This is a genomic window from Paenibacillus xylanilyticus, from assembly GCF_047246825.1.
GTDB lineage: Bacteria > Bacillota > Bacilli > Paenibacillales > Paenibacillaceae > Paenibacillus > Paenibacillus xylanilyticus_B.
Genome location: NZ_JBFOLB010000001.1, coordinates 2716699 through 2731236, shown reverse-complemented (window position 1 = coordinate 2731236; position 14538 = coordinate 2716699). Strand labels below are relative to the sequence as shown.

Here is a 14538-nt window from a genome sequence, read left to right as displayed (position 1 = left end):
AGAGTAAGCAGATTTGTAATCTAAAGATGAGGTGAGATGGCGATGGCAAGCACCGTGAAAAAAAGCAAACAGGCTGACCCGCAGTATACGCGGGCCGAGCTGATGAATCATGCGGAAGCCCTCTTTGCCGTTAAGGCAGAGGTGCTGCATGGTGCGCTGTACGAAGCGGCGCAGCAGACGTTTTCCATTGAAGAAACACAGGCACGACTCAACCAATTTATGAAAGCGAAGGTGAAGGGATAATGGCAGGCGGAACATGGGAGCAAACGAATCGTCCGGTCCTTCCGGGATTATATATGAATTTTCAGGCGGCAGCATCTACAGCCATTCAGGCAGGCAATCGGGGAACAGTTGTTGTTCCGATCAAGGCAAACTGGGGTCCGGTGGGCACCTTTGTGGAGGTGGGCAGTGAAGCGGCGATTGAACGCATTTACTCGGCACATGCACTGGATAATGGTACAGCCTATACGTCCTTGAAACTTGCCCTGCTTGGTGGGCCAAAAAAATTGCTCGCATATCGGGTAGCGGGAGCCTCGGCAAAAGCAGCCAGTCTTACGTTGAAGGACAGCAGCGATGCGGATGTACTGCAGCTGGATGCCAAGTATCCGGGTGATCGTGCGAACGGATTCTACGTCACGATTCAGCCGGGTGTGATTGATAACACGAAGCATGAAGTGCGCCTGTTTGAGGGGAACCGGATGCTGTATGCGCTTCTGACTGCGGATATTTCAGCAGCATCTCTAGCCAAACAGATGAATGAGGATGAGACCAATGAGTGGGTGAATGCTCAGGCAATTGGCGATGGTACGGGTGTGGTTGCGACCGTTTCAGGTGCGGCATTCAAAGGCGGTGTCAGCGGCAACGATGATCTGACAAACGCGGAATATATTGCGGTACAGGGTGCGCTGGAAGGCGAGCAATTCGATGTATTGGCACTGGATCAGGCGGCGGATGCGCCTTTGCTGGCAAGCTTTGCGGCTTGGGTGAAACGTGTACGCAGCGAAGGCAAACCGGTGATGGCTGTCTTTGGCGGTTCGGTCGCAGACGATACATCTGCAGCAGCTGCACAAAAGGCAGCGGCACGTTCACTCACGTTGAATCACGAAGGCGTGATCAATGTCGGTACCGGTGTACGCTTGGGAGATGCTTACTACAGTTCAGCGGAAACGTCCGCTTATGTTGCCGGCCTGATCGCTGGACAACGTCTGAATGAATCCACAACGTATGCACCTACTCCGTTCGATGATGTGACACGTCGCTGGACTCGTGCGGAACAGGAGCAGGCCGTACAAAATGGTGTATTTATTTTCTTCCATGATGGCCGTCAGGTGAAGGCCCTTCGCGGTGTGAATACGCTGGTTACTCCTGCTGCGGGACAAAACAACGCATGGAAAAAAATCCGTTCCATTCGTGTCATGGATGCGATTAACACGGATTTGCAGCGCTCTGCGGAAGATACGTATATCGGTAAGGTGAACAACACTGAAGAAGGTCGCCAGGCACTGATTGGTGCGATGAAGGCCTATCTTGCACTGCTCGCACAGAGCAATGTGATTGAGGCTGAGGGGTATGACGTCATTCTCGACCCGGCCTATTATGGCGCAGCGCCAATCCTGAAACCGGAGGCAGATCAGGTATTCCTGCAATGGAATGTGAAGCTGACCGATGTGATGGAGCAGTTGTTTGGTACGTTTTACGTGCAATAAGTCGGGTGGAGGGAAAGGTCCGGGGTTAAGCGTAATCGAAAGATTGTTTTTCCGCGGAGTAAACCCGTGTAATCACGAATCAGATCAACTTATATATTATACATTTCAAATGATCCCAAGGAGGAATTATACATGTTGGATGCATCAAGAGTTATTCTCGGTACTCATGGTCAGCTGCATATCGATGGTGTGTGGCAGACGAATATTAACAAGCTGGAAGCCAGTGTGGAAATTGAAAAACGTGAGCTGAATCTGGTCGGCAACGACTGGAAAGTGCATAAAAACGGTGCGAAAAAAGGAACGGGTACGATGACAGGTTACAAAGTTACGTCGGACATGATCCAGCGCGGTTTCACCAAGTTCCAAATTATCTCGAAGCTGGACGATCCAGAGTCGTATGGACATGAAAGTGTTCTGCTTAAGGGCTGCATGGTGGACAAAATCCAGCTTGCAAACTGGACAGCGGGTGAGGAAGTGCCGGAGGAAACAGGTTTTACGTTTGAAGGGTTTGAACTGCTGAATCCGATTGTAGCGTTATAAAAAAAGTTAGGTGATAGTGTAGATGAAAGTTTGTTAACATAATTCAACTCAAAGAAGAGATCATGCAGAGTGGAAACAAAGACAAACACTGTAGAGCATTGTACTTCAATACGTTCCGAATCAAGAACATCAAGGTCAGACCGGCAGAATTTGCATAAAAAACAAACAAAAAAATGGAGGTTTTTACTATGGAAAACGTGCATGTGTCTATCGAGAAGTATATTGATTTGGTGCCTAACCGCACAGATGCAAGACCCGAATGGGATTGGACTGCGGCTTTTGATGCATTGATGAACGATCCGGCAGTACAAGTGTTTCTCCCTCCAGGATCTTACCGTGTTAGATTCCCTAAAGCAATTACAAAACTCAAAACCATCAATGGTGAAGGTGCAACGTTGTATTCCAGAGGTGCACTTAACCTTGAAGCTCATGGTATTCGTATCATCGGTTTGACCATTGCAGGTAAAACACCAGATGGTACTCAACTGAGTGAAGGTCATGGTATTACGCTGCTTGGAGTGAATAACATCGAGATCATTCGCTGTAACCTCCAGGATATCAATCATAATGCCATTCAGTTCAGTAACCAAGTGAATTACTCTACAAATATCAAAATTGATTCTTGCACGATCAATAACATTGGTATCAATACAACAAATATTCAGACAGAGGGCATGGGTATCTATATACAACATGCCAAGAACGTTCTGATCACAAATAGTGTTATTTTTCGCACATATGGCCAGTCAGGTATCATGATTCAAAAAGCTAATACTGTTGCAGTGGAACATACGTTGATTGAGGACACCAAGTATCGTGGAATCCAAACATTTGCAGGGACTAGTTCCACAGATGTAACAGATGTCATCAATAACATTATTATCTTCAGATGTACGATCCGTCGTACAGGTGAACTCAATCAAACAGGTAATGGATTGGCAACAAACGGAATCTTCATCCGTAATCCCAAAGGTAGACCTGAGGATGTAAAAATCACGCATACCTTGATCGAATACTGTGGAGAGAATTTCATTGAAGGAACATTTGATGCTCAGTTTAATACATTTAAGTTCTCTGGGTGGTATGACTCTCTTGAGACCCCATCGAAAGAAGGATTGTACCCACACTCCAGAGCGATCATTGCACACAATAAGATTATTTCCGCTAAGAAGGAAGGCGTGAAGCTTTTCGGCAATCGCGTTGATGTTATCGTTCAAGGAAACTTGATTATTGATTCAGGAATCTCTGGTGTACTTGTCCAAGCTCATGGTGCAGGCACAATTGCTACAGGAATCATTGTTGTAGATAACATTATTCGTGATACTACAAAACAAACTGTTCGTGGCGTTGAGTTGGTAGCAAGTCAAGGTGGCGTTCTGGACACAGTCAACATTATCAACGAACGGAATCACGTATTAGGAGTTTCTTAATCCAAAAAAGTAGAATACCGCGAGATTAATATGGCAGTGACTTAACAAAATAGGGGCAGCACATGCAGGCTGAGAGCATCTCGGTCTATTTGTTGTCCCTAATTGTTGAGATTAGTAACCCAATTGTGAAATGAGAAGGAGATTGCGCCCTATGAGTATGAATGAAAACATGTCCGAAGAACAGATTTTGGATCAGCTGTTTGAAGCAGCAGAACGTTTGCCGGAAGAGAATGTACGCATTCAGCGTCTGGATCTGCTGCTGACCCTGCGTGGACTGACGTCCTCCAAAGTGGATCAGATCCGTGAACGCTGCACGATTCGCAAAACGACGAAAGGCCGCACCGAGGAAAAGGTGGACACCGAAACGTTTAACGCACTGCTAATTTCCGAAGCAACGGTAAAAATGAATGTCCGCGGCCTGGAACTGTCCGGTTGGGGAGATAACCGTATCACAGGACGCATGAAGCTGTCCGGTGGCGAGCAGGCGGTTCGCCGCATGCTGCTCGCGGGTGAACTGGATGCAGTAGGCGACAAAGTGCTGGAGCTGTCTGGCTTCGGTGTGGAGATTGAAGACCTAAAAAACTGATTCACTCCGGCGGGATGACCACGTTCCTGTATCACATGTGGGTTCGTCATCATCTTCGTCCCGGAGAGTTCTGGTCTTTACCGCGCGGGGAGCGTTCGTTGTTGATTGCGTTCTCGGAAGAGGAGATGGCGGCGATTACCTTACAAATGAATCGATAACCAGCTTAGGCAGGGGGTGAAAGAAATGGCAGAAATGATTGTGGGTTTATCCAAATCCAATGCGGAAATGCGGACCACGATCCGTTACCTGGATCAGATCCAGCGTTCCACGGAACGTCTGGGGAGAGTTCGTTATCAAAGTCTAATCAAGGTGAACAACGAACTGAGAACGACTGGCCGCAGGCTGGAGAGCATCTATAGTACAGCTGTTCGATTGAGCAGGCTGCGAATTATGCCGAAGATCGGACTGGATGATCAATTGAGTCCGGCATTGGACCGTGCACTCGCGAAACTGAACAGTTTCCGAAACCAGATGGTGAAGGCTTCGGGAACGGTGTCGGTGGAGGTGAAGCAGAAGGTTGAAGTGGCGATGGGGAAGGTAAGTCCGGCAAGTGGACCTTCCATGTCAGTTGTGATCGGGAGTCATAATACAACGATTAATAATGTGGCTAAAGAAGATGAAGGATGGAAAAAGTGGGTCGATTTAGGATTTGATGTTCTAGATGCTATTAATAATGCTACTGATCTTAGGAAGAAATTTAAAGAGTGGAGATCCGATCGAAAGGCTAAGAAGGATAAAGCATCTAATCCGAGTGCAAGTACGGAAGTGGCAGAGGGCAAGAAAGGTAAGAGCCAAACTCGTAACAGTTCAAGAACCGGTAATGCTAATTCTAGCGGAACTCCCCCCCGAAGAGTAGGTGGACGACGTGGGGGAAGGTCTACTTCTAGGGCAACGACACCAACTCCGGCGCTAACTCCGAAGGCAACCGATATCATCACAGATACTTCAGATCGAAAGTTCAAGGAAGTGTTGAATGAAAGCAAGAGCAGAAGGATCGGCAGCGGTAAAAGGTCTAATTTAGTCTCAGGTCTAACGTCCGGTTCGCCGATGGCAATGTCTAACCTATTTTCAGGTGATGGCATGCTCGGCAAATTAGGCGGAGGGCTCGCCAAGGGAGCGGGGAAACTGCTTCGTCCAATCAGCATGCTGGCTGATGTAGCGAACATAGCGACTGCACCTCCCGAGCAGCGGGGCCGAGCTGTTGGCTCCATGATTGGCGGTACGGCAGGTACTGCGATTGGTACGGCCATCGGCAGCGTTCTTTTGCCTGGAATAGGGACATGGGTTGGTGGTGCAGTCGGCGGATGGGCTGGTAGTGCAGCGGGCGGCTGGATTGGCGATAAAGCCAAGGATATTGGAAATTTTGTGTCCAATGCCACCGAAGGTGCAGGCAAAGCATTATCTGGCGTAGCCGATTATTTTTCCGAGAAAACAAAGAGCTTCACTGATGGCATCTCCAATTTCTTCGGCTTTGGTTCCAAAAAAGAAGAAAAAACCGTCTCAGCAACAACGGTTGCTAATCCAACACCAGTACCCACTGGCCCATCGATGCCACCAGCCTATATTCCATCTGCGCTCACAACAACTGGGCCTATGGCTTATGCGAACAGCAATGGCGGTCAATCTACGACAGCCGCTCTCATGGGAACAAGTGTGATGCAGTCCCAAGCGATGGCGCTCGGTAACGGCGCTCAGACGAATGCCAAATCATCTACGATGACGGTACAAATTTCAGAAGAGCAGATGAGCAGTCTGGCCGGGTACCTCAAGGATTTTAAAACCGAAACGACCAACCAGATCGCCGTCAACGTGCCTCAAGGGGCTGTGCAGGTGACTGTCCGTGAAAATGCCATTGACTACGATGCGATCTCACATCAGGTTGGACAGCGAATTTCGGGAGAGTTCCGCCGCGCGATGGAAAACCGTAAAACCATTATGGCCTAAGCAGAAAGGAGGCCTGTTATGAGTGTAATTAAAGACAACGTGGAAGGAATCCAAATGGAATTCACCCTGAAAGACGGGACGAGATCGTTCAGATTCCCGGTGAAGCCGGAAGAGCTGACAGTATCAAGGTCAAAAGGGTATGAAACGATCAATATGCTGGAGTATGGCGAGTTTGATTTTGCGCAGGGAGAGAAGGTGAAGGAGATCACCTTCTCTTCTTTTTTTCCAAAAGAATATGATGCGTCCTACTGCATGTACGAGCCTGTACCCGATCCGCGGGTGGCGATGAATATCCTGAATACGTTTCTGGTATCCAAAAAGCCGTTGCGTTTCATCATTTCTAACACGGGGGTGAACGTGCCGGTATATCTAATCTCGCACAATACAACATTCCGGGGCGGCGAGAGTGGGGATATTTATTTTGACATTACGCTGCGTACCTGGCGGGATTCCAAAGTGGAGAAGGTTGGTGCGGCAGCATCAGCGAGCAAGTCGGGTTCTCGTACCGATCTGAAAAAAAGCAGCAAAACCTACACCGTCAAATCCGGTGATTCTCTGTCCAAAATTGCAAAGCTTGAGCTGGGCAGCAGTTCCAAATGGAACGAGATTTACAAGCTCAATGTGAAAACCATCGGCAGTGATCCGAACCTGATCAAGCCCGGACAAAAGCTGGTGATGCCATGACCTACAAGGTCATTGTGGACGACAAATATGACATTACCAAGCTGGTGGAGACGATTACGCTGAAGGATTCGCTCGATCAGATTGCCTATCAGGCCAACATTCGGCTGGCGGTGTCTGCATCTTCCGGTCTGCCTTCGATCTCACCAGGCATGGCGGTGCGGATTAGCGGGGTTCCTTTTGGCGAAAAATCCATGGTTCATCTGCTGCATCCTGCGGTCATCTGGGAGGTGGAGAGCTCGAACAGTGGCACCAAACGGTTGTCTCTCACGGTCTACGACCGGATGATCTATTTGGAAAAATCGGAAGACGAGTTCCTCCTGCCAAAAGACCAAACGGCTACGCAGCGGCTCAAAACCTACGCCAAAGAGTGGAAAATCCCATATGCCACGCTGCCGGATACCAAAACAAAGCTGGGCAAGGCTGTGTACCGGTCGCAGACCATCTTTTCGATGATGTTTGCCGATCTGAAGGAAACCGCGAAGTCTGGCGGAGATATGTATCATCCCCGGATGACCCCTGGTGGGCTGCAGCTCTTCAAGGTGGGCAGCAATGCGAAGGTGTACGAACTGGATCGGCTGATCGATCTGACCCAGATGCGTACGCTGGAAGGTGCGGTCACCAAGGTTAAAGTCATGGCTGCGTCGGAATCCAGCAGCGGCAAGGAAGTTCCATCGAAAGTGCTGGCGATTGAGCAGGATGGTGTGGAGGAACTGGGAACATTGCAAAAGCTGATCGAGGACGATCAGGTCAAAACGGCAGCCGCTGCCAAAAAGCTGGCGAAGAGCCGTCTGACAGGTATTCAGGAGACCTTTACCGTTTCGGCACCGGATGTGAATACGATTCGCGCCGGAGATGCGGTACTGCTCAAAGGCCTGAAGCTGATCGTCATGTCAGTCAGCCGGGATCTAGCGGCCGGGCCTGGAACGATGACGCTGGAGCTGGGCACGGCGGAGCTGGTGAAAAGGAGGTATTACCTTGAATAAGGAAGATCCGTATGGGCATTTTGCCGAGGTCATGCGGGGTGCGATGAGTACGCATACCCGTCAGGCCGTAAGCGGCATGGGCGCGGTGCTCGGTACAATGACATCGTCCGGCGTGAAGCTGGATGATTTCAAGCACGAAGTGCAGGATTATCTCGTGGCCGAGCTGCCGGGCACGCTTGGATTGCCGGAGCGCGAGGCTGTTGGTGCGATCTCCGGGATACCTGACGTGGCGAATGGCGGTACGACGGGCACGGGAAGGTTTCTTTTGCAAGAAGGGGAAGTGGAGGAAGCGGTTTGGTCTCTGGGGAAAGGCTTGAAGGCTGGGGACCGTGTGCTGGCGATGCGGGTGAATGGTGGTAACGACATTGTGGTGCTGTGTAAGGTGGTGAGTGCGAATGCCTAGTTTGTTCCCGGAAACGGGTTTGGTCTGGGGAGATGAAGAGGACCTGTCGGGTGCGGCTTCGGAAGAGGTACGCTTTGGACGGAGCTGGCGATTCGATTACGATGCGGGGGATTTTGTGCTGACCCCAAGTGGCAAAGTGGCTGCGGCAGGTCCACAGGAGGCCTGGATGCAGTGGTGCATCAAGGCGGTGAAGACGCCGCGGTACAGGCATGTGATTTACTCCCGGAACTATGGCTCGGAGCTGGAAGAATTGGTGGGTCAGGGTGACAGCCGGGGGGTGATGGAAAGTGAAATCACTCGGATGGTAACGGAGACGCTGCTGGCCGATCCACGTACGGATTCGGTGGACCAGTTCACGTTTGATTGGAATCGGGAGCAGTGCATGTTCTCATGCCGGGTGGCGAGTGTACAGGAAGAGATGTTTATTCTGGAAAGTGAGGTGATCTGACGGGATGGCTGAGATTCCGCGTTATTTGGAGGACCAGACGGAGGAACAGATTATGCAGCGCATGCTGGATCGTCTGCCCGCGGATCTGGATAAGTCGGAGGGATCGTTTCTATGGGATGCTGAGGCTCCGGTTGCATTTATGCTGTCCGAGGCGGCGTTATGGGCGCAGGAACTGCTTCGGCGAGGGTTTGCCAGTACGGCTGCGAGCAGCGATCCGAATTTCCGTTCGGAAGAGCTGGATTTGCGGGCGGGAGAACATGGTATTACGCGGCGGGCCGCGGTGGCGGCACAAGGAACGGTTAGATTTACGGGTATACCAGGGAAAGTGGTGCCAATCGGTACGGTTGTGGCTACGCTCGCGGATGAAGTATCTGGTGAAGCTTCGCTGGAATACGAGACCGTTGGGAGCGTGGAGCTTGGTGAAGATGGATTAGGTGTGGTTGGTGTGCGAGCGCTCGTTGCCGGAAAAGAAAGCAATGTGCCCGCAGGCACCGTGACCGTGCTGTCCACACCGGTGAGTGGGGTTACCTCTGTAACCAATGTGGAGGTGATCAAGGGCGGTGCGGATATTGAGGCAGATACGGCGCTGCTGGAACGCTTTTATGCCAAAGTCCGCAATCAGGGGACCAGCGGGAACAAGGCACAGTATGTGCAATGGGCCAGTGAGGTGCCAGGCGTTGGCGCGACACGTGTGATTCCGTTGTGGAAGGGGCCGGGCACGGTAGGATTGTATCTGTTGGATACGGACAAACGTGCTGCAGGCAGCGATCTGGTGGCGGCAGTGCAACAGTATGTGGACCCAACGCAGGATGGACAGGGTGAAGGCGTTGCCCCGGCGGGCCCGGTGGTGTCGGTCATGCCAGCAGAGGAAGTGCCCATGAACATTGAGGTGAAGCTGACGCTGGCGAGTGATGCGACACTGGCGGATGTTCGAGCATTGATTGAACGCGGGGTGACCGCGTATTTGAAGCAGCTCGCTTTTGCTGATCCGCTTGTGCGATACACCCGTATTGCCGCGATCCTGCTGGACATTCCGCCGATCATCGACTATTCGGAGCTTACCGTAAACGGCGTGAGCGACCAGAATATCGAGATGACCGCGAGTCAGGTGGCGGTGCTGGGGACGGTGAATGTCCATGAGTAGTCTGCCGAGGGTTGTGGCTTCTACAATGACAAGCCCGAAGGGAAAAGAACTGTTCTCGTATTTGCCGAGTTATTATGAGACTTCGCGCGTTATGCAGGCCGATATGCAGTCCAAAGGTACTGAGATGGATCTACTGTATCAGGCGCTGGATGAGACATTGGATCAGTTTTTTGTCCGTACGGCGACGTGGGGATTGGACTTCTGGGAGCAGGAGCTCGGTATTGAAACGGATCGCCTCAAACCCGTGGACCAGCGACGTGCCGTGGTGGAATCGAAGCTGCGCGGTGCAGGGAAATTTTCCGGAAGGCTGGTGGCGAATGTGGCTGAGGCGTATGCTGGAGGCAAGGTGGATGTCACGTTTCAGCCAGAGGCGTGGAGCTTTACGGTGAGCTTCGTGGATACGATGGGCATCCCGCCCAATATCGATGATCTGAAACGCGCGATTGATGAACTGAAACCGGCTCATATGGCTGTGGAGTATGAATATCGCTATCTGGTGTGGGACGATTTGGATAGGAAACAGGTAACTTGGGATGAACTCGACGCCGCGTCCCTGACGTGGAATGAACTGGAGGTGTGGGCATAATGCCACAAGAAACGGATCGACTGAAATTACCTCTTCCCTTGGGCAACGAGAACGTGACCCGGGAGAGTATTAATGGGATTTTTGAAAAGATAGATGCAGGTGTTGCGACTAAGGCCGATTTGGATACGCTTCGTGAAGCGGTGAGCAAGATGGATATTCCCGATGCTTCTTTGACGCAGAAGGGGAAGGTGCAGTTGTCTGATGCGATTAATAGTACTGTGAAGGACAAAGCGGCAACACCGAGTGCTGTTAAGTTAGCATTTGACGAGGCGACAGCGGCAAAGCAGCTTGGAGTTGAGCAAAAGAATAATGTGGTGGCCGCTCTCAACTCCATTGGTGTTTCGGCATCCACATCAGAGACATGGGCGCAGCTCATACAAAAGATGGCCGGAGTGATCCGGGCCACAGGTAATGCCACGGCGGCGCAAGTGTTGTCTGGAGCAACATTTAGTAACGCTTCTGCAAATGGATTGACTGGAACAATAGCGAACCGGGGTGCAGGAGGAACGGTGATGCCCGGTACTGTTAATCAGATAAAGGCTGCTGGGTATTATAATAGCGAAATCACTATAATGGGAGACCCTAATCTAAGAAGTGAAATCATTTTAGAAGGCAATAGTATTTTTAATGTTGCAGGATCATACGTGCCAGTTAAACTAACAGAATTAAATTCTACACTTGGAAGGACAGGTACAACTACAACTGCTTACGACTCTTTAATTACAGACGTACCAAAAAACAAGTTTACTATAGTCACAGATCCTGTATACATGGTTCTATCCGCATCTACAGGAAGATATGAAGATAACTCAACACAATCCTATTTATGTCTAGTAGATGCTAAAGGGAACTGGGTAGCATTAGACGCTAATGTCTCAGCAGCATATTCTGGTGGCATTAATCAAAGGTGGGTCTATGTAACAACAATTGCGATTGATGCACATAATAGGAGGTTTAGATCCACTATGTTCAGTCAATCAGATTTAAAAACAACTATTGGTTCTTGGCGTGGAATACCTACCAACATGGATATGGATACTTTAAAGCTTGTACACCGTGCTTATGTGTTAGGAAATAACTCCTACGAAGGATATTCAACGATAACTTTTAATAACACTTTTGTTTTTTCCTTCTAATGTTACTTGATTAATCTGATATAAGAAAATAAGAATTGAGATTTTAATTTAATTAATTGCTCTCAATCTATAATTCTAATTTTTAGATATACCAATTAAGGGTTATTGCTGCTCACGACAAAGATACTTACGATTTGAAGTGAACTATGACCAAAAAAAGGAGGTGAACCATGACCACAAACGAACTAACTACAGCCATCGCAACTAAGCTTACACAACAATTCCCTAACATTCCAATCCAACCGGCGACTGGCACAGCAAGCCCCAACCCAGACACTAAAGGCATCACCTACCGCCTGCTGTCTGCCCAACTTACTCGAGAACGCAGCGATCGTTTCGTGCAATCCCATGCATATGAAATCCGCTGGCTCGAAGCAGACAATATCCCAGCAAACCTGCCGGACAAGTTATTTGAAGCACTGGAAACGATCAGTGTAGAGGGAACACCCTATGGTGCAACGGGGCTACGATGGGAAACGGAGAACGACAATCCCAGACTGCTGGTGTACTATACCATGCGAACGACCAAAGTGTCAGAGTTAGCTACTACCATGCAACATCTGGAACAGCGACCTACAGCACTTAAAGCTATGAACGAATAATTATATTAGTTCGACGGACTTTTTTACACGGTAACGGAGAGGACAGAAGTAACCTGAAGAAGCGAAGCGCTCGCCTTTATCCCTGGATTTAACCTTGAAAATGAGAATCAAAAAATTCTGGGGATAATAGCGATCGGAAGGTTGTTCTGTACTGGGAGTGGCTAGTGTAACTATTCTTTAGTTGAACTGAAATGAGGAGATGACCATGAAAGGAATAGGAGGCGCATTGGCAATGTTCACGAAGAAAGAATCGGAAATGAAGTTCCCGGAAAGTACCCAGAAAAACGACCAGAAATACAGCAAAGCACAGTTCGCTGAATCCAGGCAGTTGAGCCGGATAGAGAAAGACATTCTGGCAGCCGTACTGCTGGAGAATGGGACATACACTATAGAAGAAGCGGAGCAACACATCCAACAATTTATGAATGGGGAGGCACAATAATGGCTGGAGGAACATGGACAATACAAAACAAGGTACGCCCCGGCGTATATATGAATTTTGCATCGGAGGGCTCGTTGCCGGGTACGGTAGGAGAGCGAGGAACAGTGGCTTTGGCGCTTTCATTGTCATGGGGACAAGCAGGCACAATCCTGACCATACAGGCAGGTGAAGATGTACAAGCCAAATTGGGCTATGACTGGACGGCACCTCAACTGCTGCTGATTCGAGAGGCATTGAAACGGGCGCAAACATTACTCCTATATCGTCTGAATGCAGGGACACAGGCTAAGGCCACGCTGGAAGAACTAACGGTTACAGCCCAACACGGCGGTGTTCGAGGGAATGATCTGGCGCTTGTAATCTCAGCTAATATTAATCAGCCGGACCAGTCCGATGTTACAACTCTGTTGGCAGGCAAAGAAGTGGATAAACAAACAGTCTCAACCATCCAAGAGTTGGAATCCAACGCATACGTTACTTTTACTGGCGAGGGTGCCCTCACAACTACTGCTTCACTTCCACTAACAGGTGGAATGGATGGCTCTGCAACGAACCAGGAGCATACAGAATTCCTGACCAAGCTGGAAGTACTGGATTTCAACACTGTGGGTCTGATCTCGGACGATGCTACCCTCAAATCTGTGTACACAGCATACATCAAGCGTTTGCGCGACACGGAGGGCAAGAAGGTACAGCTGGTGCTGGCCGATTATCCGGCAGCGGACCATGAAGGGGTCATCAGTGTTAAAAATGGTGTTGTGCTCGCAGATGGTACTGTCTTGTCACCAAAACAAACCGTAGCATGGGCAGCTGGCGCAACAGCTGGAGCTAATCTAAATGAATCTCTTACGTTCCGTGCCTATGACGATGCCGTTGATGTTAATGGCCGATTGACACATAGCGAGACAGAAGCAGCATTGCGTAATGGTGAGTTTGTCTTTACATCGAGCAGCAACCGGGCAGTTGTAGAGCAGGATGTGAACACGTTCCGTTCGGTAACACCGGAAAAGGCACGTCATTTTGCCAAAAACCGTGTTGTCCGTGTACTCGATGGTATTGCCAACGACATGAAACGAATTTTCGAGTCCTATTACATCGGCAAAGTGAACAACAACGAAGATGGGCGCAGCTTGTTCCGTTCCCAATGTGTTACCTACCTGAAGCAGCTTCAGGATATCGGGGCAATTCAAAATTTTGACTCCAACACAGATATCACTGTGACTCCAGGGAATGAAACCGACAGCATCCTGATCGAGGTTCAGGTCCAACCAGTAGATTCCGTTGAAAAAGTATACATGAAAGTGAAGGTGGTTTAATATGGCATTTTTGAAAGCAAGCGATACGATCTCCGGTCAGGAAGGCCGCGCATATGCAACCATTAACGGACAGACGGAAGAGATGTTCTACGTGAAGACACTCGAAGCAACCGTGGAGAAACAAAAAGCAGAGGTCAAAACACTGGGTCGCCGCGGTGTACAGCACAAAGCAACCGGTTGGTCCGGCTCAGGTTCCATGACAATCTTTTATACGACATCCCGTTTTCGCGAGCTGATGCTCCAGTACATGCAAAATGGTGTGGATACCTACTTCGACATTGAAGTGACGAACGAAGATCCATCGTCTACCATTGGCAAACAGACCGTGACTCTCAAAGGCGTCAACCTCGACAGTGTAATCATGGCATCCCTGGATACCGAGGCCGAGGCGCTGGAGGAAGAAGTGAGCTTTACCTTTGAAGATGTCGATATGCCTGTATCGTTCAACTTGCCGAAGTAATCTTGAAGTGGCAAACATAGATCTATAACGAGTTTAACTTTAGCGGCGGGTTTGTAAAAGAAACCTGTTCAACTTGCCTGTGTTACGGGCTATTTGGCGTGTCCAAATTCTTATGCAATCTCTCTTCG

Annotated in this window: 18 protein-coding genes; all 18 read left to right on the top strand. The window is 49.5% G+C overall.

Translation table 11 applies throughout. The features are described from left to right. The first annotated feature begins 42 nt into the window (after positions 1–42). The 18 genes from AB3N00_RS12235 (at position 43) to AB3N00_RS12150 (ending at position 14410) form a co-directional block, all read left to right on the top strand. Positions 43–243, top strand: coding sequence for a hypothetical protein (locus tag AB3N00_RS12235; protein ID WP_413034756.1), 201 nt, complete (start codon positions 43–45; stop codon positions 241–243). Continuing rightward, the gene (locus tag AB3N00_RS12230; protein ID WP_413034755.1) at positions 243–1706 is read left to right on the top strand and encodes a phage tail sheath family protein; all 1464 of its coding nucleotides are present in this window, start codon (positions 243–245) and stop codon (positions 1704–1706) included. The genes AB3N00_RS12235 and AB3N00_RS12230 overlap by 1 nt, the downstream gene beginning before the upstream one ends. A 132-nt stretch (positions 1707–1838) precedes the next feature. Further along, positions 1839–2246 (top strand): phage tail tube protein, encoded by a 408-nt coding sequence (locus tag AB3N00_RS12225; protein WP_347382386.1) that lies wholly within the window; start codon positions 1839–1841, stop codon positions 2244–2246. 188 nt (positions 2247–2434) lie between these two features. Beyond that, positions 2435–3676 carry a right-handed parallel beta-helix repeat-containing protein gene (locus AB3N00_RS12220; RefSeq protein ID WP_413034754.1) on the top strand — a complete coding sequence of 414 codons (1242 nt, stop codon included), beginning with the start codon at positions 2435–2437 and terminating at the stop codon, positions 3674–3676. A gap of 151 nt (positions 3677–3827) precedes the next feature. Continuing rightward, positions 3828–4262 carry a phage tail assembly chaperone gene (locus tag AB3N00_RS12215; RefSeq protein WP_095288941.1) on the top strand — a complete coding sequence of 145 codons (435 nt, stop codon included), beginning with the start codon at positions 3828–3830 and terminating at the stop codon, positions 4260–4262. A 14-nt stretch (positions 4263–4276) separates the two neighbouring features. After that, positions 4277–4420: a hypothetical protein gene (locus AB3N00_RS12210; RefSeq protein ID WP_413034753.1), complete on the top strand. Its 144-nt coding sequence runs from the start codon at positions 4277–4279 to the stop codon at positions 4418–4420. A gap of 25 nt (positions 4421–4445) precedes the next feature. Beyond that, on the top strand, positions 4446–6206 hold the full coding sequence (locus AB3N00_RS12205; RefSeq protein ID WP_413035288.1) for a hypothetical protein: 1761 nt from the start codon (positions 4446–4448) through the stop codon (positions 6204–6206). A 54-nt stretch (positions 6207–6260) separates the two neighbouring features. Next, positions 6261–6890: a LysM peptidoglycan-binding domain-containing protein gene (locus tag AB3N00_RS12200; protein WP_413035261.1), complete on the top strand. Its 630-nt coding sequence runs from the start codon at positions 6261–6263 to the stop codon at positions 6888–6890. Beyond that, positions 6887–7873, top strand: a complete 987-nt coding sequence (locus AB3N00_RS12195; RefSeq protein WP_413034752.1) for a phage portal protein — start codon at positions 6887–6889, stop codon at positions 7871–7873. The genes AB3N00_RS12200 and AB3N00_RS12195 overlap by 4 nt, the downstream gene beginning before the upstream one ends. Then, positions 7866–8276, top strand: a complete 411-nt coding sequence (locus AB3N00_RS12190) for a hypothetical protein (RefSeq protein ID WP_413034751.1) — start codon at positions 7866–7868, stop codon at positions 8274–8276. Before AB3N00_RS12195 ends, AB3N00_RS12190 begins: the two co-directional genes overlap by 8 nt. After that, positions 8269–8724 (top strand): DUF2634 domain-containing protein, encoded by a 456-nt coding sequence (locus tag AB3N00_RS12185; RefSeq protein ID WP_413034750.1) that lies wholly within the window; start codon positions 8269–8271, stop codon positions 8722–8724. Before AB3N00_RS12190 ends, AB3N00_RS12185 begins: the two co-directional genes overlap by 8 nt. A 4-nt stretch (positions 8725–8728) precedes the next feature. Beyond that, entirely contained in the window at positions 8729–9868 is a 1140-nt protein-coding gene (locus AB3N00_RS12180; protein ID WP_413034749.1) for a baseplate J/gp47 family protein, read from the top strand. Then, positions 9855–10454 carry a YmfQ family protein gene (locus AB3N00_RS12175; protein WP_413034748.1) on the top strand — a complete coding sequence of 200 codons (600 nt, stop codon included), beginning with the start codon at positions 9855–9857 and terminating at the stop codon, positions 10452–10454. The genes AB3N00_RS12180 and AB3N00_RS12175 overlap by 14 nt, the downstream gene beginning before the upstream one ends. Continuing rightward, positions 10454–11590: a tail fiber protein gene (locus AB3N00_RS12170; protein ID WP_413034747.1), complete on the top strand. Its 1137-nt coding sequence runs from the start codon at positions 10454–10456 to the stop codon at positions 11588–11590. Before AB3N00_RS12175 ends, AB3N00_RS12170 begins: the two co-directional genes overlap by 1 nt. 170 nt (positions 11591–11760) lie before the next feature. After that, the gene (locus tag AB3N00_RS12165; RefSeq protein WP_413034746.1) at positions 11761–12192 is read left to right on the top strand and encodes a DUF6838 family protein; all 432 of its coding nucleotides are present in this window, start codon (positions 11761–11763) and stop codon (positions 12190–12192) included. Between the two features lie 232 nt (positions 12193–12424). After that, entirely contained in the window at positions 12425–12634 is a 210-nt protein-coding gene (locus tag AB3N00_RS12160) for a hypothetical protein (RefSeq protein WP_413034745.1), read from the top strand. After that, positions 12634–13950: a phage tail sheath family protein gene (locus tag AB3N00_RS12155; RefSeq protein WP_413034744.1), complete on the top strand. Its 1317-nt coding sequence runs from the start codon at positions 12634–12636 to the stop codon at positions 13948–13950. Before AB3N00_RS12160 ends, AB3N00_RS12155 begins: the two co-directional genes overlap by 1 nt. Position 13951: 1 nt before the next feature. Beyond that, complete coding sequence (locus tag AB3N00_RS12150; RefSeq protein ID WP_017690162.1) at positions 13952–14410, top strand: phage tail tube protein; 459 nt, start codon at positions 13952–13954, stop codon at positions 14408–14410. Positions 14411–14538: the final 128 nt, after the last annotated feature.

Bases quoted from the DNA above. Each gene is read 5' to 3' on its own strand.
- AB3N00_RS12200 (WP_413035261.1), top strand. From the start codon at position 6,261: ATGGAATTCACCCTGAAAGACGGGACGAGATCGTTCAGATTCCCGGTG.
- AB3N00_RS12205 (WP_413035288.1), top strand. From the start codon at position 4,446: ATGGCAGAAATGATTGTGGGTTTATCCAAATCCAATGCGGAAATGCGG.
- AB3N00_RS12225 (WP_347382386.1), top strand. From the start codon at position 1,839: ATGTTGGATGCATCAAGAGTTATTCTCGGTACTCATGGTCAGCTGCAT.
- AB3N00_RS12215 (WP_095288941.1), top strand. From the start codon at position 3,828: ATGAGTATGAATGAAAACATGTCCGAAGAACAGATTTTGGATCAGCTG.
- AB3N00_RS12175 (WP_413034748.1), top strand. From the start codon at position 9,855: ATGTCCATGAGTAGTCTGCCGAGGGTTGTGGCTTCTACAATGACAAGC.
- AB3N00_RS12170 (WP_413034747.1), top strand. From the start codon at position 10,454: ATGCCACAAGAAACGGATCGACTGAAATTACCTCTTCCCTTGGGCAAC.
- AB3N00_RS12220 (WP_413034754.1), top strand. From the start codon at position 2,435: ATGGAAAACGTGCATGTGTCTATCGAGAAGTATATTGATTTGGTGCCT.
- AB3N00_RS12230 (WP_413034755.1), top strand. From the start codon at position 243: ATGGCAGGCGGAACATGGGAGCAAACGAATCGTCCGGTCCTTCCGGGA.
- AB3N00_RS12210 (WP_413034753.1), top strand. From the start codon at position 4,277: ATGACCACGTTCCTGTATCACATGTGGGTTCGTCATCATCTTCGTCCC.
- AB3N00_RS12150 (WP_017690162.1), top strand. From the start codon at position 13,952: ATGGCATTTTTGAAAGCAAGCGATACGATCTCCGGTCAGGAAGGCCGC.
- AB3N00_RS12235 (WP_413034756.1), top strand. From the start codon at position 43: ATGGCAAGCACCGTGAAAAAAAGCAAACAGGCTGACCCGCAGTATACG.
- AB3N00_RS12160 (WP_413034745.1), top strand. From the start codon at position 12,425: ATGTTCACGAAGAAAGAATCGGAAATGAAGTTCCCGGAAAGTACCCAG.
- AB3N00_RS12180 (WP_413034749.1), top strand. From the start codon at position 8,729: ATGGCTGAGATTCCGCGTTATTTGGAGGACCAGACGGAGGAACAGATT.
- AB3N00_RS12185 (WP_413034750.1), top strand. From the start codon at position 8,269: ATGCCTAGTTTGTTCCCGGAAACGGGTTTGGTCTGGGGAGATGAAGAG.
- AB3N00_RS12165 (WP_413034746.1), top strand. From the start codon at position 11,761: ATGACCACAAACGAACTAACTACAGCCATCGCAACTAAGCTTACACAA.
- AB3N00_RS12155 (WP_413034744.1), top strand. From the start codon at position 12,634: ATGGCTGGAGGAACATGGACAATACAAAACAAGGTACGCCCCGGCGTA.
- AB3N00_RS12195 (WP_413034752.1), top strand. From the start codon at position 6,887: ATGACCTACAAGGTCATTGTGGACGACAAATATGACATTACCAAGCTG.